A 22,810-nucleotide genomic window follows, 5' to 3' on the forward strand; every position below is an offset into this window, starting at 1 on the left:
CGACTTCGGCCGCGGGGCGCCCACCACGTCATACTAGAACATGATTTCGACGGCTGTGTATCGGTTTCTGGGAAAGGATCACCTGAACCGCAGGGCACGCAACGACGATTTGGATCAAATCGTTCCGGCCGCGGACCATGCTCATTGTGGTCGGCCATAACGCATACGTGGAGGCGGGTTAACGCTGAACGAACCCGTTGTGCAGCGTGGTGAACAGCGTCTTGCCCTTCTTCACCAGATCGTATTTGCGGCCGTAGAGCAACCAGACCGCGGTCAAGTGGCACATCCCGCCCATCATCAGCGACATCGCGGTGTAGGGATCGAGATTGCGGCGATAGGTGCCGGCGCGGCTTGCCTGCCTGATCAGTTGCACATAGCGCAGCGCGTATTTGTCGACGGCCTTCTTGATCCGCGGCTCGGCGGCAAGCACGCTCGGCCATATCTCCAGGAAGAACACACGGCCCCAGCTCGGGTTTTCCTTGATGTATTGGAAGTTGGTCAGGAAGATGATGCGCAGCTGTGCGACGGGGTCGCCGCCCCTGACGAGCAGCGGCTCGGTCTTCTGATACAGCGCTTCGAAATTGCCTTCGGGCACGTCGAGCACCAGCGCGCGCTTGTCCTCGAAATAATCATAGATGCTGGAGAGCGGTATCTTCGCCGCAGCGGCGACCTCGGTGAGCGAGGTGCCGTCGATGCCTCTCTCGCCAAACAGCTTGGTGGCCGCCGTGAGGATCTGCTCGCGCCGGTCGCGGCTGCGTTGTTGCTTGAGCTTGAGCGTCGTCCCCGAAGCCACTTGCTACTCCCATCCCGCAAAAACAGTAAGGCAGCGCGATCGGAACACAAGCGCTATTGCAGCGAGATACAGCGCCGTCAGGCCGGCGCGTTCCGCCGTTCATGGTTGCGGAACGCGTTGCGAGCGATGATCTGGCGCATGATCTCGGATGTGCCATCCAGAATGCGGACCACCCGCGTTTCGCGCCAGATGCGGCGCCCTCATCCGGGAGATGTCAAGAATTCGGGCCCGCGCCGAAAAACCAGGCGGCGCCGGCCGTATGACGCAACGCGCGCGAGATCGGCAGGGAGACCTTGCCAGCGGCGTTTCCGCCGCAAGTTTGTCCATTTCCTGCGCGATAAAACCACCAGTTGTGAGTAGATGGTTTGTCACTGGGGGAAGAAATGGCGCTGCACTCGCTTCGATCCACCCGTTCCGCACGCACGATCGTCGGGCTCGCCGCAGCCCTCACGATCGGGCTGGCCTCACCGGTATCGGCACAACAGGCCTCCGGAACCGCGCTGGCCAAGGTGCTCCTGCTCGGCACCGGCGGCACCATCGCCGGTCAGGCTAACGCGCGCGCGGGCAATGCCTATGATTCAGGCAAGGTCAGCGCGGCGAACCTGATCGCGGCCATTCCGGGCATCGACAAGCTCGCCCAGATCTCGGCCGAGCAGATTTCGTCGATCGGCTCGCAGGACATGAACGACAAGGTCTGGTTCGACCTCGTCAAGCGCATCCGCGCGGCTATCGACAACAAGGAGGTCGACGGCGTCGTCATCACGCACGGCACCGACACGATGGAGGAGACCGCGTTCTTCCTGCAGAACGTGCTGGATACCGACATGCCGGTCGTGCTGGTCGGATCGATGCGGCCCTCGACCGCGATCGGCGCCGATGGTCCGGCCAATCTTTACGATGCGATGCGGGTCGCCTCGGCGCCGGAATCCCGCGGCCGCGGTGTGCTTGTGGTGCTCAACGACACCATCCATGCGGCGCGCTGGGTGCAGAAGACCAATACCACCAGCGTCCAGACGTTCCGCTCGCCCGATGCCGGGCCGATCGGTTACGTCGACACCGGTTCGCTGCGCTTCCTGCAGCCGGCGGCACCGGTGAAAGCCGCCAAGCTGAAGCTGCCGGATGCGCCGCCCTTGCCGCGGGTCGACATCATCTATTCGCACGCCAACATGGACGCCGCCGAGGTCGAGGATGCGGTCAAGCGCGGCGCCAAGGGCATCGTGCTGGCCGGCGTCGGCGACGGCAATTCATCTAAGGGCGCGATCGATGCGCTGGCGGCCGCGGCGAAACAGGGCGTCGTGGTGCTGCGCTCGACCCGCGTCGGCTCGGGTTATGTGAACCGCAACGTCGAGGTCGAGGACGACAAGCTCGGCTTTGCGGTCTCGCTCGATCTCAATCCGCAGAAGGCCCGCGTGCTGCTCGAGCTCCTGATCGCCAACGGCGTGACCGAGTCCTCGGCGGTTCAACAGGCGTTCGCGCGTTAGACCGTGAGTTCCGACGGGCCGCCCGCGGGTCTCGCCGCCGCTGGTTCCGCGGACGCTTGCGTTGTTCGCCGCGCCGCGAGCAGCAGGCCGCGGGCTTCCGCGATGCGCGACATCACGGTGGTGACGGGAACGCCGGTGACCTCGGCGATCTCCTTGTAGGACAGATCGATCATTTCGCGCAGCGCGATGACCTCACCGAGCGGCGCGGGCAGGTCGTCGACGAGTTGCCGGATTGTAGGCAGAGCGCGCCGGCCGGACTTTTCCTTGGTCCCGGCCTCGTCCGTCGGCGGGCCGCGGCGGCCGAGCATATCGCCAAGTTTTTCTTGGCAGACGGTTTTGAGGATCGCGAGCAGCCAAGGCCTGACGGCCGGACCGCGAACGCCGTCGAATTGGCGCAGCGCGCGCAAATAGCAGTCCTGCACGGCCTGTTCGGCGTCCACCTCGGTTCGCATCAGGATTTGGGCGAACGCATAGGCATCGTCGAGCCACGGTAGGGCCGCGTCACGAAACTGCTGCGCCGCTTTATTCCCGGCTTTCGCGCTTCGCATCATAGGGTTGCATCTCGTGAATAGCTTTACCGTCAATCGGCGGAGTGGTATCAGGCTCCCCGCCGGAGTCGTGGACCGTCGCGCCAAGCGTAGGGACAGGAACGACACGCGCACGACACATGCGCATATCGGGCAGCAGGTGATCGATCGTGCCAGCGTTGTGGTCGATCGGGCGTTCGGAGCGGATCATGTCCGAGACACAGGTGCCCAACCGTTTCTCGATCTTCCATCGCGGGCTGGCGAAAGGGCCGGCCTATGAGGCGTGGCGCGAAGGCATTTGCCGCGGCTTCTGCCGGCTCGACGTCGGACCGACCGACGACAACCGCATCGATTGCCACAACGAATTCACGCTGCTGCACACGGTCGCGATCGCGACGCCGCGTGGCGGCTCTGCCCGCTTCGCCCGCACCCGCCCCCTTCTGAACGACGGCTGCGACGATCTGGTCCTGGTCTTCGCGACCCGCGGCACAGTGCAGGTCACGCAAGGCAGCAAGGCGATCGAGATTACGCGCGGCCAGATGTGTCTCACCGAGATGAACATCGTCGGCACTGCCGACCTCACCCAGTCCGGCAGCTTTACGACCACGCGGTTTCCGCGACGCCTCCTGCTTCAGGTCGCACCATCAGCGGAGACGCAACTGGCGCGCACGCTCGGCCGCGACCTTGCCTTGAGTGCGATGATCGAGCGCTATTCGGCGCTCTGCACCGATCTCGCCGGTGACCTGGACCTGCCGGGCCAGCAGGCGGCGGCGCATCACCTCGCCGATCTGGTCGGTCTCGTGCTCGGCAGCAGTGCCGAGCAGAAGGAGTTGGTTGCATGGGATGGCATCGCGAAGGCGCGGCTCGAGCTGATGAAGGCCGATGTCCTGAAGAATCTCGACAACGGCAAGCTGACGATCGAGGCCATCGCAAAGGCCAATGCGCTGAGCACGCGCCAGGCGCAACGCCTGTTCGCGTCCGAAGGCACCACGTTCTCGGAGTTCGTGCTGGAGCAGCGCCTGCTGATGGCGCGCCGGCTGCTGCTGCACGAGCAGGGCAGCGGCCGCAAGGTCAGCGACATCGCCTATACGGTAGGCTTCAACGACCTGTCCTATTTTCACCGCTCGTTCCGCCGGAGGTTCGGTATCGCGCCGGCGGAGATGCAGATGGAACTACGCCGCCGGCATTGAACGCGTCCTGCTGCTGACGTAGAGCAGGGGTCTGGCTCCATCTTAAACACGTGTGTCTCCATGCCTCTCTGGACCTGCGAACAATGCGGCGCGCAATTTCCTGAAACTGCGGCGCCGCCGCCGGCTTGCCCGATCTGCGAGGACGAGCGGCAATATGTGAACTGGAAGGGGCAGGCCTGGCTGACGCGCGAGGAGCTCGCGCAACGTCACCAACTGGTCTGGCGCGACGATCTCGGCCTGGTCGGGATCGCGCTCGAGCCGCCATTCGCGATCGGGCAACGCGCGCTGCTGGTGCCGGATCGCGGCGGCTGCGTGATGTGGGACTGCGTGCCGCTCGCAACAGTGGAGGCGATCGCGCATGTCAGATCGCTCGGCGGGCTGAAGGCGATCGCGATCTCGCATCCGCATTACTATGGCGCGGTCGCAGACTGGAGCGCGGCGTTCGACGACGCGCCGGTCTATCTGCACGGCGACGACGCGCAATGGGTGACGCGGCCCTGTCCGTCGATCGTGCCGTGGCAGGGTGACAGCCACCGCATCTCCGACGACGTCCTGCTGGTGCGCGGCGGCGGACATTTCGCCGGCGCTACCATGCTGCATTGGCGCAGGGGCGCCGACGGGCGCGGTGCGCTCTTGACCGGGGACATCGCGATGGTGGCGATGGATCGCCGCTCGGTCAGCTTCATGTACTCCTATCCGAACTATATCCCGCTCAATGCTGCTGCGGTCCGTCGCGTCGCGCGGGCGGTCGCGCCGTTGGCTTTCGAGCGGATCTATGGCGCCTGGTGGGGCAAGAACATCGCCTCCGATGCCAAGGCGGCGTTCGATCGTTCGGTGCAGCGCTACATCACGGCGATCTCGGACTGACGGTTCCCCCGCTTGTCTTGCCACATGGCGCGATCGCGCTATATCAGGGTTTTCCTGCCCCTTACCGTTTGTCCCGAGTTTCCGCATGACCACAATCACCGCCGCCGAATCCCAGCCGTTCCAGGCCGAGGTTGCCGAATTGCTGCACCTGATGGTGCATTCGGTCTATTCCGAGACCGATATCTTCCTGCGCGAGCTGATCTCGAACGCGTCGGATGCCTGCGACAAGTTGCGTTATGAGGCGATCGCCAACCCCGGCCTGATCACCGACGGCACGCCGCCGGAAATCACGATCGTGCCGAACAAGGCGGCCAACACGCTTGCCGTGGTCGACACCGGCATCGGCATGGAGCGTGCCGAGCTGATCGACAATCTCGGCACCATCGCGCGCTCCGGCACCAAATCGTTCCTGTCGAAGCTGACGGAAGCCAAGGACGGCGCCAATCTGATCGGCCAGTTCGGTGTCGGCTTCTATGCCGCGTTCATGGTCGCCGAGAAGATCGTCGTCACCAGCCGCCGTGCCGGCTCGGACGAGGTGTGGGTGTGGACGTCTGAAGGCGGCAGCGGTTTCGAGATCGCGCCGGCCAGCGAGGAGGCAGCGAGTCGCGTCGCGCGCGGCACCGAGATCGTGCTGCACCTGAAGAAGGACGCCGCCAAATATCTCGAGGCTTACGAGATCGAGCGCATCGTCCGCGAATATTCCGACAACATCCAGTTTCCGATTCTGTTGGTGCCGGAGGAAGGCGAGCCGCGCCAGATCAATTCGGCCAGCGCGCTGTGGCAGCGTTCGAAATCCGAGCTCAAGCCGGAAGACTATGCCCAGGCCTACAAGCAGATCGCGGGCGCGTTCGACGAGCCGGCGATGACGCTGCACTACCGCGCCGAGGGCCGGCAGTCCTACGCCGTGCTGCTGTTCGCGCCGTCGCAAAAGCCGTTCGACCTGTTCCAGGTCGAGCGCAAGGGCAAGGTCAAGCTCTATGTCCGCCGCGTCTTCATCGCTGACGACGCCGAGCTGCTGCCGGCCTACTTGCGCTTCATCCGCGGCGTGATCGACAGCGAGGACCTGCCGCTCAACATCTCGCGCGAGATGCTGCAGAACAATCCGCAACTCGCCCAGATCCGCAAGGCCGTCACCAGCCGCGTCGTCAGCGAGTTGGAAACGCTCGGGGAGAAGGAGCCGGAGACCTTTGCAAAGATCTGGGACGCGTTCGGCCCGGTCATCAAGGAGGGCTTGTGGGAAGACTTCGAGCGCCGCGAGAAGCTCTTGGCGTTGGCGCGTTTCACCACGACGTCGGGCGAGAACCGCTCGCTGAAGCAATATGTCGACGACTTCAAGCCGAACCAGACCGAGATCTATTATCTGGTCGGTGACAGCGTCGAGCGGCTGAAGTCGAACCCCAAGCTGGAATCGGCGCGCGCCCGCGGCATCGAGGTGCTGCTCTTGACCGATCCCGTCGATGCGTTCTGGACCTCGGCGCCAATTGATTTCGGCGGCAAGCCGCTGAAGTCGCTGAGCCAGGGCGATATCGATTTCGGCCTGATCCCGCTCGTCGACGACAAGGCCGAGGACAAGGCGGACAAGCCCGAGGCCGATGCCGCGACCACGATCGCCGTGATCAAGGATGCGCTCGGCGAGCGCGTTTCCGATGTCCGCGCCTCGCAGCGGCTGACGTCGAGTGCGTCCTGCCTGGTTGCCGGCGGCGACGCGCGCGACCGCGCGCTGGAGCGGCTGCTCGCCCAGCAGAACCGCGGCGAGATCACCAGGCCGATCCTCGAGATCAATCTGCGCCACCCGCTGGTCGCCGCACTCGCGACCGACACCGCGCAGGGCAAGGACCTCTCGCTGCTGCTGTTTGAGCAGGCGCAGATCCTCGACGGCGAGATGCCCGACGACCCCGCCGCATTCGCGAGCCGCTTGAACCAGCTCGTGCTGCGCGGATTGGGGAAGTAGGCGAGGCACACTGGTCGCCGTCCATCCCCGTCATCCTGGGAGCGAGCTCTCGCGAGCCTCGAAGGATGCACGGCCGAGCTGTGGCAGCAGGGCCGTCGTGCTTCGAGACGGCCGCTGCGCGGGCTCCTCAGCATGACGGGACTAAGAGCCAGACCGTAGACGAGCAGTTCATCTCGCATTCTCGCGCTTGACATGCTGCGGCTCATTGACGTTATGTTATAACATAACAGCAAACGAATGCCGCATGTCCCGCCGCCGCCCATCCCTCCAGCAACTGTTTGATCTCGATGCAAAAACTCCCCGTCACCATCTTGTCCGGCTTCCTAGGGGCTGGAAAGACCACTTTGCTGAACCACGTCCTGAACAACCGCCACGGCCTGAAGGTTGCGGTGATTGTGAACGACATGAGCGAGGTGAACATCGACGCCGACCTCGTTCGCGATGGCGGTGCGAACCTGTCCCGGACTAACGAAAAACTGGTCGAGATGAGCAATGGCTGCATCTGCTGCACCTTGCGCGACGATCTCCTGAAGGAGGTGCGCGCGCTCGCCGAGAGCGGTCGCTTCGATTATCTCCTGATCGAATCCACCGGGATTTCCGAGCCGCTTCCGGTCGCCGCGACCTTCGAGTTTCGCGATGAAGATGGCGAAAGCCTTTCCGATGTCGCGCGCCTCGACACCATGGTCACGGTGGTCGATGCCGCCAATCTGCTGAAGGATTACGCCTCGACCGATTTCCTCAGCCAGCGCGGCGAGGCGCTCGACGGCGACAAGCGCACGCTGGTCGATCTCCTGGTCGAGCAGATCGAGTTCGCCGATGTCGTCGTGCTGAACAAGGTCGATGCGGCGACACCGGCCGAGCGCGAAGCCGCGGCGACCATCGTGCGCGCGCTCAATCCCGATGCCGACCTCGTCGAGGCGAATTTCGCGAAAGTGCCATTCGACCGCGTGCTCGACACCGGCCGCTTCGCCTATGAGCGGGCGCAGCAGCATCCGCTGTGGCACAAGGAGCTCTACGGTTTTGCCGAGCATGTGCCGGAGACCGAGGAATACGGCATCAAGAGCTTCGTCTATCGCGCGCGGCGCCCGTTCGATCCGGTGCGCTTCCACGCCTTCCTGCGCGAGAGTTGGAGCGGTGTGATCCGCGCCAAGGGCCACTTCTGGATCGCGACGCGCCCGGATTGGTGCGGCGAGATGAGCCAGGCCGGCGCAATCGTTCGCACCGAAGGCCTCGGCTCGTGGTGGGCGGCAATCCCGCGCGAGCGCTGGCCGGATCATCCCGATTGGCGGCTGATGATGCAGCGGAGCTGGAACGATCTCTATGGCGATCGCCGGCAGGAGCTGGTCTTCATCGGCTCCGGGATGAACGAGGACGACATTCGCCGTCGTCTCGATGCCTGCCTGATCGCGGGCAGGCCGGGCATGGACCCGCAAGCCTGGGCAGGGTTGCACGATCCGTTTCCGCCGTGGCGAAGGGCAGGCGAGGCGGCGTGAGGCGGTCGCCGTAGTTTTCCATCTCCGTCATCCCCGCGCAAAGGCGAAGCCTTTGCGCGGGGGGTAACGGTGAACAGAGGCCACATGCTCCGGGGAAAACCCGTCCCAACCCGAGCCGTATCTGCTAGATAGATTCACAGCAGGGCGGAAACGGCGGCGTTGCGATGGCTGGCGGCAGCGAGATCTTCTACGGCGGCATTCCGGTGTTTCGCGGCTTCGCGCGGCTGATGGATCCCGCGCTGTATGCGCCGTTGCCCGATGACTGGACCGTCGGCGTCGCCGATATCGTGGAATCGACCAAGGCGATTGCGGCGCAGCGCTACAAGGCGGTCAACATGGCCGGCGCCGCGGTGGTCGCCTCGGTCACCAACGCGCTGGATGGCCGTGAATTCCCCTTCGTGTTCGGCGGCGATGGCGCGAGCTTCGCTGTCTCCCCCGCCGATCTCGACAAAGCGCGCGAGGCGCTGGCTGCGACCGCGCGCTGGGTGCGCGACGATCTCGATCTCGTGCTGCGCGTAGCCTTGATGCCGGTGTCGGCGATCCGCGCGGCGGGCGCCGACGTTCGCGTCGCGCGGTTCGGGCCGTCGGCCAATCTCTCTTACGCGATGTTCTCCGGTGGTGGTCTCGCTTACGCCGATGCCGCGATGAAGCGCGGCGAATTCGCGGTCGATCCGGCGCCGCCGGGCACCCAGCCCGATCTGTCCGGCCTCTCCTGCCGCTTCGAGGTGATGCCGTCCGCGCGTGGCGTCATCCTCTCGGTGCTGGTGCTGCCGGCAAAGGACGCCGATCCCGCTTCCTTCCGCAAGGTGATCGAGGACATTGTCGTCCGCATCGAGAAAAGCCCCGATGCCGGACGGCCGGTGCCTGCAGACGGCCCGCCGCTGCGTTGGCCGCCGCAGGGGATGGAGTACGAGGCGCGGGCGCGACGCGGCGGCTCGCTCGCGCTGCGCCGTGCTACGGTGCTCGCGTTCACGCTATGGGCCTACACGTTGATGCGGTTCAATATCCCGGTCGGCAAGTTCGTGCCGAAAAATTATGTGCGGCAGCTGGTCGAGAACTCCGACTTCCGCAAGTTCGACGACGGCCTGCGCATGATCCTGGACTGCACGCTGGAGCTCGCAGCCGAGCTCGAGCAGCGCCTGGTCGCTGCAGCCGCGCAAGGCGTCGTGCGCTACGGCCTGCATGAACAGGACGCTGCGATGATGACCTGCTTCACCCCGTCGGTGATGCGCGCCGACCACGTCCACTTCATCGACGGCGCCAGCGGCGGTTACGCCTCGGCCGCCACCGTGCTGAAGACGCGCGCGGCGTAGATTCGGGGCGAGGGAGCACGCAGTCCCCCTGCGGCTTACCTTCCGACGCGCGTCCAGGTTTCGCCGCCGCACAGGGCGCCGACGCAGCCTTCGACGCGCAGCGTGCTCTCGCCGGTCACCGAGATGCTGCTCGCATAGGTGCCGCCGTCGTCGGCATTGTAGATCTGGCCCGACCATTTGCCAGCGGCGACCGGCTGCATGCCGGAGAACAGCGGCAGCCCGATGATCGGCCGGTTGGCCAGCGACGGATTGGAATTCTTGTTGTCGACCTGCGGTTTGCCGGTCATCGGATCGATCGGGTCGCGCAGGCTCACCACCACGCCGCAGATGCCGCCACCGCATTTGCTGATCTTGACGCGGGCATCGCCTGCCTGGGTCTGCCAGACGCCGAAAGGCTCAGGCGCGCCCTCCGCATGCGCGGCAGGCGCGGCGAGCGCCGTCGCGATGATTGCGATCACGAATCCGAATTTGCAGGCCATGGCTGTTCCCCAAAAGGTCGGCCTGCATAACAAGTCGAAAGATTTCTGCAATGTCATATTCGCCCGGCCAGGCGCGTGTGGCCCGGAAAATTTTGTTGTGTATTCCGGCGATGGTCATACTCAGGCAAGGCTTGCGGCGATGCTATCCCCAGCGGGTCAGCCCAATCGATATGATGGTGGCGAGGCCGAATGCGACCATCGCAGCCCCGACCAGTGCAAACAGCGTCCAGGCCGGGGCGCTCACGGTAGCGAGCCACCAGCCGCCGATGCCGACCAGCAGCAGGCGGATGGTGCCGGCCAGCACCGGTCCACCGACCTTGGCCGCGCCTTGCGAAGAGAAATAAAGGCAGACGCCGACGCCGAAGAAGCCGAAGGCCGGACCCGCCAGCGCGAAATAGGACGAGGCGGCCGCGGTCACGCCGGGATCGCTGGTGAACAGTGCAATCCACAGCGTCGGCTTCAGTGCGACCACAAGTCCGACCAGCCCGACGACAAGTCCGGCGACTGTGCCGGCCGTCCACGCCACCTTGCGGGCCCGCGTGACAAGTCCGGCGCCGATGGCCATGCCGACCATCGGCACCGAGGCGACGCCGACCGCGAACGCGATCGGGATCAGCAGGAATTCCAGCCGCGAGCCCATGCCGTATCCGGCCAGCGTCTCGGTGCCGAAGCCTGCCAGGATCTTGGTGAAGATCAGGATGGTCAGCACGCTCTGCAACGGCGACAGGCAGGAGATCGCGCCGACCTTGAGGATGTCCAAAAACATCGCGCGCTGGAAGCTGAAGGCTTTGAAGTCGAGCTTCAACCGGCTGCGGCCAGAGGCGAGATACCAGGCGAGGAAGATCGCACCACACGTGAAGGCCGTGAGCTGGCCCGCGGCGACGCCGCGCATGCCAAGGCTTGGCACGCCGAACAGCCCGAGACCCAGCACGCCGCCGACCGCGATCTGGATCATTGAAACGGTGATCAGCGTCATCGAGGGGATTCGCATATCGCCGGTGCCACGCACGACGGAGGCAAGCGTGTTGACCAGCCAGATGGAGATCGCGCCGGAGAACAGCACCTGTGAATAATGCATCGATTGCTCCAGCACACCGCCGCGGCCGCCGAGCAGCGCATAGAAGTTGCGGCCGAAGCCGAGCATCATCACGGTGAAGAACAATCCGGCGCAGGCCCCGATGATCGCCGCATGCAGCGCGAGATCCGCGGCGCGGTCGCGGTCGCCGGCGCCGATCGCGCGGCTGATCGCCGACGAGACGCCGCCGCCCATCGCGCCTGCCGACATCATCTGCGTCAGCATCGCGAACGGAAACACCAGCGCGATGCCCGCCAGCGGCTCGGTGCCGAGCCGGCCGATATAGGAGGTCTCGGCGACCGCAACCAACGTCGAGCCGAACATGGCGATGGTGTTGGGGACTGCGAGCTTGAGCAGCGTCGGCAGGATCGGTGCCGTCAACAGATGATCGACAGGTACCGCGGGTGCGACCGTAGCGGGGCTAATGTCGTCGATCGAGGCCTCAACAGTCATGCGTCACGGCTCACTTCGCAAGCGGGAGAGGGGCGCACTGCAATTCGACGCCAGTGGACCGGGCTCGCAATCAATAAATGATAAGCGACATGTTACGGTGCGCGGCTTGTTCAGGCCACCGCCGCCGATGCAGGGGTCACCACGGCAGGCCGCATAGGTCGATCTTGCCCTGGCGCGGCGCGCGGACGATGTCGTTGACGAATGGCGCCATCGCCTCGAAGCGGATCTGCCCCGAGGGCTGTTCGCAAACGACTTCGCCGGTGAAGGGATGCCAGCCGCGCGCCTGGTAGAACGCGAAATTATGCGGCTCGCAGAATAAGATTGCAAATTTCACCGCATCGTTGGCACGAATGGTGTGCACGGCGGCGTCGAGCGCGAGCGACGCATAGCCGCGCCCCCGGCAGTCCTCGCGGGTCGAGACCCCGCCGATGCCGCCGACATGTACCTTGTGGCCATTCCAGGTGATGGTCCGGAAATAGATACCGACATGGCAGGCCAGCCCGCTGTCGTCGGGCGCGTCGAGCAGCACGCGCAAATCCGCGTGAGCCCATTTGATATCGGCCCAGCTCTTGTTCTGCATGACATCCGGGCTCCAGACCGCCCGAAGCATCGGCTCGGCGCGCTGCCATGACGCGTCTCCGTTGAGAATGTCGATTTCGATGCTCATCGTCGCCGTCCTGGGTCTGCTTTGGGCTGTGCCGATCCGTCATGCACGATCTGAAAATGCGGTGTTTCTCCGCCGTGGAACCTTCTATAAGGGGGACCCGTTAAGTGTAGTCTCCCACCCTCTGTTGGACATTACCCCATGACCTTCACGCTACCTGATCTGCCCTACGCCCACGACGCCCTTGCGCCCTACATGTCCAAGGAAACGCTGGAGTTTCACCACGACAAGCATCACCAGGCCTACGTCACCAACGGCAACAACGCGATCAAGGGGACCGAATTCGAAGGCAAGTCCCTCGAAGAGATCGTGAAGGGTTCGTTCGGCAAGAACGCGGCCGTCTTCAACAATGCCGGTCAGCACTACAACCACATCCACTTCTGGAAGTGGATGAAGCCGAATGGCGGTGGCAGCAAGCTGCCCGGTCGCCTGGAGAAGAAGATCAACGAGGACCTCGGCGGCTTCGAGAAGTTCAAGGCAGACTTCGCCGCCGCCGGCGTTGGCCAGTTCGGCTCCGGCTGGGCCTGGCTTCAGGTCAAGGGCGGCAAGCTCGAGATCGCCAAGACCCCGAACGGCGAGAACCCGCTGGTCCACGGCGCGGTGCCGATCCTCGGCGTCGACGTCTGGGAGCACTCCTACTACATCGACTACCGCAACCGCCGTCCGGACTATCTGAAGGCGTTCGTCGACAGCCTCGTCAACTGGGACTATGTCGACGAACTGTTCGGCAAGGCCGGCTAAGCGCACGCGATGTCATTCCGGGGCGATGCGAAGCATCGAACCCGGAATCCATCGGGCCGCACGCTTGATGGATGAATGGATTCCGGGTTCGGTCCTGCGGACCGCCCCGGAATGACGACGAGAGTTTTTTGGAAGGGCGGCAGCATCGATTGCCGCCCTTTTTGTTTCTTGCGACATCGTCCGCCATGCGGCACAAAGCCCCCATGGGGCAACTGCCAAGCTATCTCCTCGTCTTCTTCGGCGGCGGTCTCGGTGCGACGCTGCGTCACCTGATCAATGTCACCTGCGCACGCTGCATCGGCATCGCGTTTCCCTGGGGCACCTTCATCATCAACATCACGGGCTCGACCGTGATGGGCCTGATCGCCGGCTATCTCGCCTTCAAGGGCGAGGCCTCGCAGCCTTGGCGACTGTTCCTGATGACCGGCATCCTCGGCGGCTACACCACCTTCTCCGCGTTCTCGCTCGACACTGCGCTGCTCTATGAGCGCGGCGAGCTCGGGCTCGCGGTGCTGTATGTCGCGGGTTCTGTGGCGTTGTCGATCATGGGGCTGTTTGCCGGATTGGCGATCGTGCGGCATTTGACGTGAGTCGACGTTAGCGAGGCGATCACTCTCCGTCGTCATTCCGGGGCTCGCGAAGCGAGAGCCCGAATCCATCAGGCCGCGCATCGGAAGGATGAATGGATTCCGGGCTCAGCCCTGCGGGCTGCCCCGAAATGACGACGCGCAAGCGTGCGGGGGTGATGACACCGCGTGTTCGACGCCTTGGATCGCGAACCATCTCCACCGACGTCCCGGCTTTCGCCAGGACGTCGGTGGAGAGGACGCCCGTCACCCCGCCAACCGGCCGCAGTCCGTTCATCCCGGGAACCCGCCAACCGGCTCCGCCCGCGGCATTTCCCGCCCCCAAATTTCCCTTTGGTAACCTCGCCTTAACCATGATTAGCGTTTGGTTAGGGTCGGAATGCCGCGTGAAAAGCCCTCGTTTTGACATGTTGGCAGGGGAATCAGGGCCCGGCTTTGGACGGGCCCCCATGCGACAGATGTAAGAGGCTCTCGCGCAGTTTTTGCCGCGCCGGGCGCGCGGCCGTCGAACCGCTGCCGATTGGCGGCCCGCCTAATTGGGACACTTGCGTTGAGAGGATATTGCCGATGAATCCCGCCGATGTGGCTCAGTCAACTCTGCCACTGGCATCGAGCGATGTGTCGCTGATCGCATTGTTTTGGCAGGCCCATTGGGTCGTCAAATGCGTGATGTTGGGACTTCTGTCCTGCTCGGTGTGGGTCTGGGCGATCGCGATCGACAAGATCCTGCTCTACGCCCGCACCAAGCGGGCGATGGACAAGTTCGAGCAGGCATTCTGGTCCGGCCAGTCGATCGAGGAACTCTACCGGGCGCTCTCGGCCAAGCCGACCCAGTCGATGGCGGCCTGCTTCGTGGCGGCGATGCGGGAGTGGAAGCGCTCGTTCGAGAGCCAGTCGCGGTCCTTTGCCGGCCTCCAGGCCCGGATCGAGAAGGTTATGAACGTCTCGATCGCCCGGGAGGTGGAGCGGCTGGAACGGCGGCTCCTGGTGCTGGCCACCGTGGGCTCGGCCGGCCCCTTTGTCGGCCTGTTCGGCACCGTCTGGGGCATCATGTCGAGCTTCCAGTCGATCGCGGCCTCGAAAAACACCTCTCTGGCGGTGGTGGCGCCCGGCATCGCGGAAGCGCTATTTGCCACCGCAATCGGCCTGATTGCCGCAATTCCGGCGACTATTTTCTACAATAAGTTCACTTCGGAGGTGAACCGGCAGGCCGCGCGCCTGGAGGGGTTCGCCGACGAGTTCTCCGCCATCCTGTCGCGTCAGATCGACGAGCGGGGCTGAGTTTAATGATGGTCACTTTTGCGGGTGTGCGATCATGGCGATGAGCATGGCAGGGTCCGGCGGTGGTGGCAGACGCCGCCGCGGGCGCAAGCCGGTCATGGCCGAGATCAACGTCACGCCGATGGTCGACGTGATGCTGGTGCTGCTCATCATCTTCATGGTGGCGGCACCGCTGATGACGTCGAACATCGACATCGACCTGCCGGTCGCGAGCGGCGGCAAGTCGATCTCGTCGAACCAGCCGCCGCTGACATTGTCGGTCAAGCGCACCGGCGGCGGCTGCAACTCGAATGTCGAGCTCTATCTGGGCGACGCACCGGTCACGGCGGCCGATTTTCCGGCCAAGATCAAGGCGATCGGCGACGCCCGGTCGGATGCCGAAAAAGTGGTCTATCTGCGCGGCGACAAGGACGTCTGTTACACGGATATGATGAAACTGCTCGGGGAGGTCCGGGCCGCGGGATTCAAGGCGAATATCGTCATCATCCCGGAAGGTGGATAGAGCATGATCCGGAAAAGTGGAATCCGGTTTTCCGGCGAGATCATGCTCCAGCATAAGACCATGTGCGACAAGGCACGGGGAAGCCTGATTTGAAGGTCAAGGTCGACAAGACTCTGGCGGCATCGATTGTCCTGCACGTCCTCGTGATCGGGTGGGGCCTCGTGTCGTTTTCGACCAGGGCATACGTGATGCCGGAAGAGGAGTCCGTCGCGGTCGACGTGGTCTCCGCCGATCAGCTCTCTCACGTCATGACCGGCCAGAAGGACGGCAAGAAGGAAAATCCCAAGCCGCTGGTCGATAAGGTCGCCGAGGCCAAGCCGGTCGACGACATGGTCGGCAAGGTCGAGGACAAGAAACCGCCGGTGGTGACCGAAACCGCGCCGCAGGTGGAGGAGCCGGAAGACAAGAAGCCGGATCCGCCGAAGAAGGTTGAGAACAAGCCGAAGGAAGAGCCGAAGGCGGTCGAGAAGAAGCCTGACCCGAAGCCCGATCCGATCGCGGAAGCGATCAAGAAGGAAGAGAAGAAGCCGCCGCCGAAGCCGGTTCAGCAGGCCGCCAAGCCGCCGCCGGAGCAGAAGCCGAAGGAGCGCGTGTACGACCAGAGCAAGATCGCAGCGCTGCTCGACAAGCGCGACCCGACGCGCGCCGCGGCGACCGGCGATGCGCTCAATGCCAACGCTGCGCTCGGCACGGCAAAGGGCAAGGCCGCCGACAACTCCGCCAGCTGGGGCGCGATGTTCAGGCAGCAGGTCGAACGTTGCTGGAAAAACAAGCCCTATGGCAGCCTTGAGGAGCAGCGGACCCAGGTGGTGATCGATGTCGATCTGAAGCGCGACGGCACGCTCGCGCGCATGCCGGTCGCGGAAGGCACTCCGGCTACGCCCTATATGCGCGTCTATCAGGAGAGCGCCCTGCGCGCGATTATCGCGTGTCAGCCCTACAATCTTCCTGCGGGCTGGTTCGACGAATGGAAAGCATTCGCACCAGTGTTCAAAGAGAATAATACGTGAGATCGGCGGCGACGCTTGGCCAATAGCAAACAAAGTCTACCAACAATGACCGACAACAATAATTTGCGTGCAATGACGTTTCGCCTCGACCGCCGACAGATAATTACCGGAATGGCTGCGCTTGGCGCGCTCGCGGGTGCACCCTTACGTCAAGCTATCGGACAGGAAAGCGGGCGCAAACAGATTCCCGTCCCAGGGGGCGAGTTCGCGCCGGTGCCGATCGCAATCCCGAACTTCGCCGCCGGCACGCCCGGCGACGCCGAAGTCGGCGTCGGCGTCACGCAGGTGATCACCAACAACCTGAAGCGCAGCGGCTTGTTCGCGCCGATCGATCAGGCCGCCTATCTCGAGAAGCAGATCAACATCGACGCGGCGCCGAACTTCAACAACTGGAAGAGCATCAACGCGCAGGCGCTGGTGACCGGCCGGATGACGCGCCAGGGCAACGGGCGCGTGAAGGCGGAATTCCGGCTCTGGGACGTCAACACCGGCCAGCAGCTCGCGGGCCAGCAGTACGACACCTCGGCGGAATTTTGGCGGCGCATCGCGCACATCATCTCCGATCAGATCTACGAGCGCATGACCGGCGAGAAGGGCTATTTCGATACCCGCGTCGTGTTCGTCGACGAGAGCGGCGCGGCGGATCGCCGCGTCAAGCGGCTGGCGCTGATGGATCAGGACGGCGCCAATGTGCGCTACCTGACCCGCGGCTCGGATCTCGTGCTGACGCCGCGCTTCTCGCCGTCGACCCAGGAAATCACCTACATGGAGTTCGGGCAGGGCGATCCGCGCGTCTACCTGCTCAACATCGAGACCGGTCAGCGCGAGATCGTCGGCAACTTCCCGGGCATGTCGTTCTCACCGCGCTTCTCGCCCGACGGCCAGCGCGTCATCATGAGCTTGCAGCAGGGCGGCAACTCCAATCTGTTCGTGATGGATCTGCGCTCGAAGTCGATGACGCGGCTGACCGACACGCCGGCGATCGACACCTCGCCATCCTACGCGCCCGACGGCACCCGGCTCTGCTTCGAATCCGATCGCGGCGGCAAACCGCAGATCTATGTGATGCCGGCAACCGGCGGCGGCGCCCAGCGCATCTCGTTCGGCGACGGCACCTATTCGACGCCGGTGTGGTCGCCGCGCGGCGACTACATCGCGTTTACCAAGCAGGGCGGCGGACAGTTCGCGATCGGTATCATGAAGCCCGACGGTTCGGGCGAGCGTATCCTGACCTCGGGATTCCACAATGAAGGTCCGACCTTCGCGCCGAATGGGCGCGTCGTGATGTTCTTCCGCGACCCCGGCGGCAACAGTGGTCCGTCGCTGTTCACCATCGACGTCTCCGGGCGCAATGAGTTGCGGGTCCCGACCCCCGGATTTGCCTCCGATCCGGCCTGGTCGCCGCTGTTGTCGTAAGCTCGCGCAGACCTGCCCCGGGGAACCCCGGTGCCGGTCGGCAGTTCTTACCTAGCGCACTGAATTTCATGGTGAATTTCCGTCGCCAGCGGGCCGTCGCAAGGACTCGCTAACGATGTTCCCTCAGAAAGACTTCACCTGCGATCAGTAAGAGTGCGAGCTGAAAAGGACGCGCGCTCTCACAATGCAGTTTGCAAGTCAGACGGGAGAACAGGACCAGTCGATGTCGCCGACGATCTCCGCGGCGCTGGTCGATTCCCTGTTCATGAACCCCGCGCCCATGATCTTCGGCGCCTTCGGCCCCGCCATTGCGGGCGCCGTGATTGCGTTCGTCACCGGCAATCTCCTGTCCTGGCTGTGCGTGCCGCTGTTCATCGTGGTGGGTCTGGCGCGCGCGCTGCAGATGTACCGCTACCAGCAGCGCAATTCCCGCCTCACCGTCGAAGAGTCCGTGGCCTGGGAGAAGCGCTACCGGATCGGCAGCCTCGCCTACGGCATTGCGCTCGGCCTGTGGGGCGCCGCCGTCCTGCTCACGACCAGCGACGCCGCCGCGCATATGCTCTGCGTCACCACGGTGGTCGCCTACACCTCGGCAGGGGTCGGACGGACCTTCGGCCGGCCGCAGATCTTCCACCTGCATCTGTTGATGTCGATCGGTCCCCTGATCGCCGCACTGATGTATGTCGGCGGTCCCTATCACATCGCGTTGGCGCTGCTCAGCCTGGTGTTCTTCAGCGCCATCCGCCACCTCACCACGAGCCTGCAGCGCATCTACGTCAATGCCTGGATCGCCAAGGAGCGCGAGGCGGCGCTGGCGGGCCAGTTCGATACCGCGCTGAACAACATGCCGCATGGCCTCTGCATGTTCTCCGCCGACGGCCGCCTTGCCGTGATGAACCACCGCTTCATCGAGATGATGGAGCTGTCGGAGGATTTCGTGCAGCGCGGCGCCAGCGCGACCGATATCTGCAACGCCTGCGTTCTGTCCGGCGCGATCTCGGCCGCGGCCGCGCAGCAGATTCTCTACGAGATCGAGAGCTCGCAGCGCGGCGACATCGTCACCAGCGATCCCGATCCGGCGCAGAACCGTTCGCTCGACTGGACCTTCCAGCCGATGGCCGGCGGCGGCACGGTCGTGCTGGTCGAGGACATCACCGAGCGCAAGGACGCCGAGGCCAGGATCAGCCACCTTGCGCGCTACGACGAGCTGACCGCGCTCCCCAACCGCGTCAATTTCCGCGACGAGATCGGCCGGCTGCTCGCCATGCAGCGCGGCGACCATCGCTCCGCATTGCTGTTCGTCGACCTCGACCAGTTCAAGCAGGTTAACGATACGCTCGGACATCCCTGCGGCGACCAGCTGCTTTGCGCGGTCGCCGAGCGGCTGCGCGAGATGCTGCGGCCGGAGGACTTCGTGGCGCGGTTCGGCGGCGACGAGTTCGTCGTGTTCCAGCAGAACATCAACTCGCATGAGGATGCCGCAGCACTGGCGCGGCGCATCGTCGACCGCCTCAGCGAGCGCTACAAGATCGACAACCACCTGGTCGAGATCGGCGCCAGCGTCGGCATCGCGATGACCGCGCCGGGCGTCGGCGCCGATACGCTATTGAAGAACGCCGACATGGCGCTCTACCGCGCCAAGGCCGATGGCCGCGGCACCTTCTGCTTCTTCCGCGACGAGATGGCGCAAACCGTCGAGGCCCGCCGCATCCTCGAGCTCGACCTGCGCAAGGCGCTGGCCAACGAGGAGTTCGAGCTGTTCTACCAGCCGCTGATCAACCTGAAGTCCGGCAAGGTGTCGACCTGCGAGGCGCTGTTGCGCTGGAACCATCCGGCACGCGGCACCGTCTCTCCGGTCGACATCATTCCGGTCGCCGAGGACATGGGCCTGATCGTCGACCTCGGCCGCTGGATCCTGCGCAAGGCCTGCATGGAATGCATGAAGTGGCCCGAGGCGGTCAGCGTCGCCGTCAACTTCTCGCCGCAGCAGTTCCATCAGCGCGACGTGCTGAGCGAGGTGCGCTACGCGCTCGAGGTCTCCGGCCTGCCGGCACACCGGCTGGAGATCGAGATCACCGAATCCTCGCTGCTGCACAACACCGAGCTGACCCACGACGTGCTGTCGCAGCTGCGCTCGCTCGGCGTGCGGATCTCGCTGGATGATTTCGGCACCGGCTACTCGTCGCTCAGCTACCTGCACAATTTCCCGTTGCAGAAGGTCAAGATCGACCGCTCCTTCCTCGAAGGCATCGACAGCGATCGTCCGCTGACCCTGCTGCGCGGCGTGGCGCGGCTGTCCGCTGATCTCGGCATGTCGGTCGTGGTCGAGGGCATCGAGACCAATGAACAGCTCGAACTGATCAGCGCCGACGGTGCGGTGACCGAAGCACAGGGATACCTGTTCAGCCGGCCGGTTCCCGCGGTGCGCATCCGCCAGCTGCTCAATGCCTCGCACGGCCGGCGGGCCGACGACCAACTCCACGTGGTTCCCTCGCGCTCGATCGCTTGAGCCGACCGAATACCTTCAATCGATGGTTGTGGGCGCCTTCGGCTGCACCAGTCGAAATGTATCGGTGCGATCAGAGGTTAACTGTATTGCCGCGATTGCTTTGACGAAAATTAAGAAGCTGTTAATCTTTTGGCTCGCGCGTTGAAGTTGTTGAGTTGTTCAGGGAGTACCAAATGAGGTCCGCGGCCGAAGCCATCAAGCCCGCGACAGGAAGGCTTGCGGACCCTCTCGATCAAGTCGACTACCGCCTCGCTCAGACCCCCGAACAGAAAGACGAAATCTACCGGCTTCGCTATCGCGCCTATCTGCGCGAGGGAGCGATCCGGCCCTCGGCCGATGAGCGCGTCGTCGATCAGTTCGATGATGCGCCGAATGCGTGGGTGTTCGGCGTCTATCTGCAAGGCGAGCTCTGCAGTTCGATCCGCATCACCGTGGCGACGCCGGAGTGGCGCTCCTCGCCGACGCTCGATGTGTTCGGCGATGTGCTGCTGCCGAAACTCGATCAGGGTCTGGTGTTCATCGACTCGACGCGCTTCGTCGCCGATCCCGAAAAGGCGCGGAACAATCCGGAACTGCCCTATGTCACCGTGCGCCTCGGCTCGACCGCGGGCGTGCATTTCAATGCCGATTACGGCCTGGCGCCGGTCCGGCCCGAGCACATGGCGTTCTACCGGCGCGTGTTTCTGCACGAGACCTGGTCGGAGCCGCGGCTCTATCCCGGGCTTGTGAAGCCGGTCGGGCTGATGGCCTCGCATCTGCCGACGGTGCGGGAGCGTGTGCTCGCGCGCTATCCGTTCCTGCGTTCCAGCGCCTTCGAGCGGCGGATGCTGTTCGACCGGGAGGGCCAGTTGCAGCCCGACGGTATTGTCCGGCCGTTCGAGCGCGCCTCGATCGTGCCGAATCCCTGAGAAAACCGGCGTCCCGATCGATCTGCGCCGACCATCTGTTGCGCGCAGGTCAAATTGTCCTGCAAAAGCGCCCGGTTCCCGCGAAGCTTGCCTTCCCTTCACCGTCGCGCCACATTTGCCACCCATTAACCATCGGGGGCGCTTTTCGCCATTGCCTGGCATTTGATCAGGTTCAGCAAGGTCTCGTCAAGGTTGACGGAACGTTCGCTTAACCATCGCCCTGTAGACCCAATGGACAGTACGAAGAGCGTGAGCGTGGAGGCTCCGGGAATGAAATATCTCCAGGGTATGAAGCTGGTTGCGGTTCTGGCGGTGGCGCTGTCGATGGGTGCCTGCGCCAACAAGAACCCGTTGGACGCCAATGGCGCGATCGGGGGCGCCGCGACCCCGGGCAGCCAGCAGGATTTCGTGGTCAATGTCGGCGACCGCGTGTTCTTTGAGAGCGATCAGACCGATCTCAGCCCGCAGGCGACAGCGACCCTCGACAAGCAGGCGCAGTGGCTGCAGACCTATGGCCGTTATTCCTTCACCATCGAAGGTCATGCCGACGAGCGCGGCACGCGCGAATACAACATCGCGCTCGGTGCTCGCCGTGCCCAGTCGGTTCGCGCCTATCTGGCCTCGCGCGGCATCGATCCGAGCCGCATGCGCACCATCTCCTACGGCAAGGAGCGCCCGGTCGCGGTTTGTAACGACATCTCCTGCTGGTCGCAGAACCGTCGCGCCGTCACCGTGCTGAACGCCAGCTCCTGACGCTACTCCCGATGGATTTTTTCAAGCCGGCGCCTTCGGGCGCCGGTTTTGTTTTGGCCGCGTGAAAGCCCGGCCGCCTTCATCAAGATGAACGAGGCTGCGCGCGCAATTGGCCGCTTGCTTGTTCCACCGTCCGTACTAAACCGGTATCCGCGACGCTGTCCCGGGTTTGAAGCGCCAGTCACAATTCCGGCGTACTCCGTCCCTCAATGTCGCTCGCTTTTCACGTCGATCTCGTCGTCAGGGCAAAATGTCATCCAGGCTTCATTTTCTTTCCTCCGCCGCGGCGATCGCGGCGTTGTTCGCGGTTTCTGTTCCGGCTTTTGCTCAATCCGACGATTCTGACGCCGAAATGCGGATCGAGCGGCTCGAAAACCAACTGCGGCAGCTGACCGGCCAAAACGAGGAGCTGCAGTACCGCAACCGCCAGCTCGAGGAGCGGCTGCGCCAGCTTGGCGGCCAGCCGCCCGGCGCTCCTGGACAGGCTTCGGCAGGTCAACCCAATGTCGCGGCCGTGCCGCCGGCGCAGCAGCCGCAGGGCTACCCGCAAGCTCAGCCGGGCTACCCCCAGCCGCAGCAGGGATACGGCCGGCAGCCGCAGGGCGGCTATGACCAGCAACAGATCGCTGCGCCCGCGCCGATCGTGCAGGAGCCGGCGCAGACGGCAGCTCCTGGCCGCCGCGGTCGCGGCGATGCTTTCGATCCGAACCAGAATCCGAATGCTCCGGGCGCTCCGCGCGTACTCGGTGGTGGCGGCCAGATGCCGATGCAGGGCAATGCGGCGGTCGGCGCTCCCGGCGGCCGCGGGGCGGGCGAG

21 protein-coding genes and 1 pseudogene are annotated in these 22,810 nt (G+C 64.3%); 16 read left to right on the forward strand and 6 right to left on the reverse strand.

What is annotated here, in order from left to right; genetic code table 11:
* Nucleotides 1-178 precede the first annotated feature (178 nt).
* On the reverse strand, nucleotides 179-793 hold the full coding sequence (locus H8A95_RS44130; protein ID WP_229183048.1) for a TetR/AcrR family transcriptional regulator: 615 nt from the start codon (nucleotides 791-793) through the stop codon (nucleotides 179-181).
* Nucleotides 794-870: 77 nt separating this feature from the next.
* The gene (locus tag H8A95_RS43765; protein WP_338027818.1) at nucleotides 871-984 is read right to left on the reverse strand and encodes an acyl-CoA dehydrogenase family protein; all 114 of its coding nucleotides are present in this window, start codon (nucleotides 982-984) and stop codon (nucleotides 871-873) included.
* Nucleotides 985-1,176: 192 nt separating this feature from the next.
* On the opposite strand from H8A95_RS43765, the gene H8A95_RS10175 reads away from it, so the two are divergent.
* Nucleotides 1,177-2,274 (forward strand): asparaginase, encoded by a 1,098-nt coding sequence (locus H8A95_RS10175; protein WP_229183049.1) that lies wholly within the window; start codon nucleotides 1,177-1,179, stop codon nucleotides 2,272-2,274.
* Here H8A95_RS10175 and H8A95_RS10180 read toward each other — a convergent pair.
* Nucleotides 2,271-2,825, reverse strand: coding sequence for a sigma factor-like helix-turn-helix DNA-binding protein (locus H8A95_RS10180; protein WP_229183050.1), 555 nt, complete (start codon nucleotides 2,823-2,825; stop codon nucleotides 2,271-2,273). The two genes, H8A95_RS10175 and H8A95_RS10180, sit on opposite strands and share 4 nt — an antisense overlap.
* A gap of 185 nt (nucleotides 2,826-3,010) precedes the next feature.
* On the opposite strand from H8A95_RS10180, the gene H8A95_RS10185 reads away from it, so the two are divergent.
* The 5 genes from H8A95_RS10185 (at nucleotide 3,011) to H8A95_RS10205 (ending at nucleotide 9,615) form a co-directional block, all read left to right on the forward strand.
* Nucleotides 3,011-3,991: an AraC family transcriptional regulator gene (locus tag H8A95_RS10185; RefSeq protein ID WP_229183051.1), complete on the forward strand. Its 981-nt coding sequence runs from the start codon at nucleotides 3,011-3,013 to the stop codon at nucleotides 3,989-3,991.
* A gap of 60 nt (nucleotides 3,992-4,051) precedes the next feature.
* Nucleotides 4,052-4,858, forward strand: a complete 807-nt coding sequence (locus H8A95_RS10190) for an MBL fold metallo-hydrolase (protein WP_229183052.1) — start codon at nucleotides 4,052-4,054, stop codon at nucleotides 4,856-4,858.
* Nucleotides 4,859-4,943: 85 nt separating this feature from the next.
* The gene (htpG, locus tag H8A95_RS10195; RefSeq protein WP_229183053.1) at nucleotides 4,944-6,809 is read left to right on the forward strand and encodes a molecular chaperone HtpG; all 1,866 of its coding nucleotides are present in this window, start codon (nucleotides 4,944-4,946) and stop codon (nucleotides 6,807-6,809) included.
* 287 nt (nucleotides 6,810-7,096) lie between these two features.
* Entirely contained in the window at nucleotides 7,097-8,302 is a 1,206-nt protein-coding gene (gene zigA, locus H8A95_RS10200; RefSeq protein WP_229183054.1) for a zinc metallochaperone GTPase ZigA, read from the forward strand.
* A gap of 164 nt (nucleotides 8,303-8,466) precedes the next feature.
* The gene (locus H8A95_RS10205) at nucleotides 8,467-9,615 is read left to right on the forward strand and encodes a DUF3095 domain-containing protein (protein WP_229183055.1); all 1,149 of its coding nucleotides are present in this window, start codon (nucleotides 8,467-8,469) and stop codon (nucleotides 9,613-9,615) included.
* Between the two features lie 35 nt (nucleotides 9,616-9,650).
* Here the strand turns inward: H8A95_RS10205 and H8A95_RS10210 are convergent, their stop codons facing one another.
* The 3 genes from H8A95_RS10210 to H8A95_RS10220 all read right to left on the reverse strand — a co-directional run bounded on the left by H8A95_RS10210 (nucleotide 9,651) and on the right by H8A95_RS10220 (nucleotide 12,289).
* The gene (locus H8A95_RS10210) at nucleotides 9,651-10,094 is read right to left on the reverse strand and encodes a DUF2147 domain-containing protein (protein ID WP_229183056.1); all 444 of its coding nucleotides are present in this window, start codon (nucleotides 10,092-10,094) and stop codon (nucleotides 9,651-9,653) included.
* Between the two features lie 142 nt (nucleotides 10,095-10,236).
* On the reverse strand, nucleotides 10,237-11,622 hold the full coding sequence (locus H8A95_RS10215; protein WP_229183057.1) for an MATE family efflux transporter: 1,386 nt from the start codon (nucleotides 11,620-11,622) through the stop codon (nucleotides 10,237-10,239).
* 136 nt (nucleotides 11,623-11,758) lie between these two features.
* Complete coding sequence (locus H8A95_RS10220) at nucleotides 11,759-12,289, reverse strand: GNAT family N-acetyltransferase (RefSeq protein WP_229183058.1); 531 nt, start codon at nucleotides 12,287-12,289, stop codon at nucleotides 11,759-11,761.
* Nucleotides 12,290-12,427: 138 nt separating this feature from the next.
* Here H8A95_RS10220 and H8A95_RS10225 point away from each other — a divergent pair, with 138 nt between their 5' ends.
* The 10 genes and pseudogenes from H8A95_RS10225 to H8A95_RS10270 form a co-directional block, all read left to right on the forward strand.
* A complete protein-coding gene (locus H8A95_RS10225; RefSeq protein WP_163152911.1) occupies nucleotides 12,428-13,027 on the forward strand; it encodes a superoxide dismutase in 600 nt (199 codons plus the stop codon).
* Nucleotides 13,028-13,230: 203 nt separating this feature from the next.
* Entirely contained in the window at nucleotides 13,231-13,617 is a 387-nt protein-coding gene (crcB, locus tag H8A95_RS10230; protein ID WP_229183059.1) for a fluoride efflux transporter CrcB, read from the forward strand.
* Between the two features lie 564 nt (nucleotides 13,618-14,181).
* Entirely contained in the window at nucleotides 14,182-14,895 is a 714-nt protein-coding gene (gene tolQ, locus H8A95_RS10235) for a protein TolQ (RefSeq protein ID WP_016846954.1), read from the forward strand.
* A 34-nt stretch (nucleotides 14,896-14,929) separates the two neighbouring features.
* Nucleotides 14,930-15,397 carry a biopolymer transporter ExbD gene (locus H8A95_RS10240; protein ID WP_028340645.1) on the forward strand — a complete coding sequence of 156 codons (468 nt, stop codon included), beginning with the start codon at nucleotides 14,930-14,932 and terminating at the stop codon, nucleotides 15,395-15,397.
* Between the two features lie 89 nt (nucleotides 15,398-15,486).
* Nucleotides 15,487-16,407, forward strand: coding sequence for a cell envelope integrity TolA family protein (locus H8A95_RS10245; protein WP_229183060.1), 921 nt, complete (start codon nucleotides 15,487-15,489; stop codon nucleotides 16,405-16,407).
* A gap of 72 nt (nucleotides 16,408-16,479) precedes the next feature.
* Complete coding sequence (gene tolB, locus H8A95_RS10250) at nucleotides 16,480-17,823, forward strand: Tol-Pal system beta propeller repeat protein TolB (protein ID WP_229183065.1); 1,344 nt, start codon at nucleotides 16,480-16,482, stop codon at nucleotides 17,821-17,823.
* Nucleotides 17,824-18,007: 184 nt separating this feature from the next.
* Nucleotides 18,008-20,332, forward strand: a complete 2,325-nt coding sequence (locus H8A95_RS10255) for a putative bifunctional diguanylate cyclase/phosphodiesterase (protein WP_229183061.1) — start codon at nucleotides 18,008-18,010, stop codon at nucleotides 20,330-20,332.
* 173 nt (nucleotides 20,333-20,505) lie between these two features.
* The gene (locus tag H8A95_RS10260; protein WP_229183062.1) at nucleotides 20,506-21,240 is read left to right on the forward strand and encodes an N-acyl amino acid synthase FeeM domain-containing protein; all 735 of its coding nucleotides are present in this window, start codon (nucleotides 20,506-20,508) and stop codon (nucleotides 21,238-21,240) included.
* A gap of 270 nt (nucleotides 21,241-21,510) precedes the next feature.
* Nucleotides 21,511-21,993 (forward strand): peptidoglycan-associated lipoprotein Pal, encoded by a 483-nt coding sequence (pal, locus tag H8A95_RS10265; protein WP_163152905.1) that lies wholly within the window; start codon nucleotides 21,511-21,513, stop codon nucleotides 21,991-21,993.
* Nucleotides 21,994-22,243: 250 nt separating this feature from the next.
* A pseudogene (locus tag H8A95_RS10270) lies at nucleotides 22,244-22,810 on the forward strand (tol-pal system protein YbgF); the annotation flags it as partial.

The organism is Bradyrhizobium oropedii (genome assembly GCF_020889685.1).
In the GTDB taxonomy this organism is placed as follows: domain Bacteria; phylum Pseudomonadota; class Alphaproteobacteria; order Rhizobiales; family Xanthobacteraceae; genus Bradyrhizobium; species Bradyrhizobium oropedii.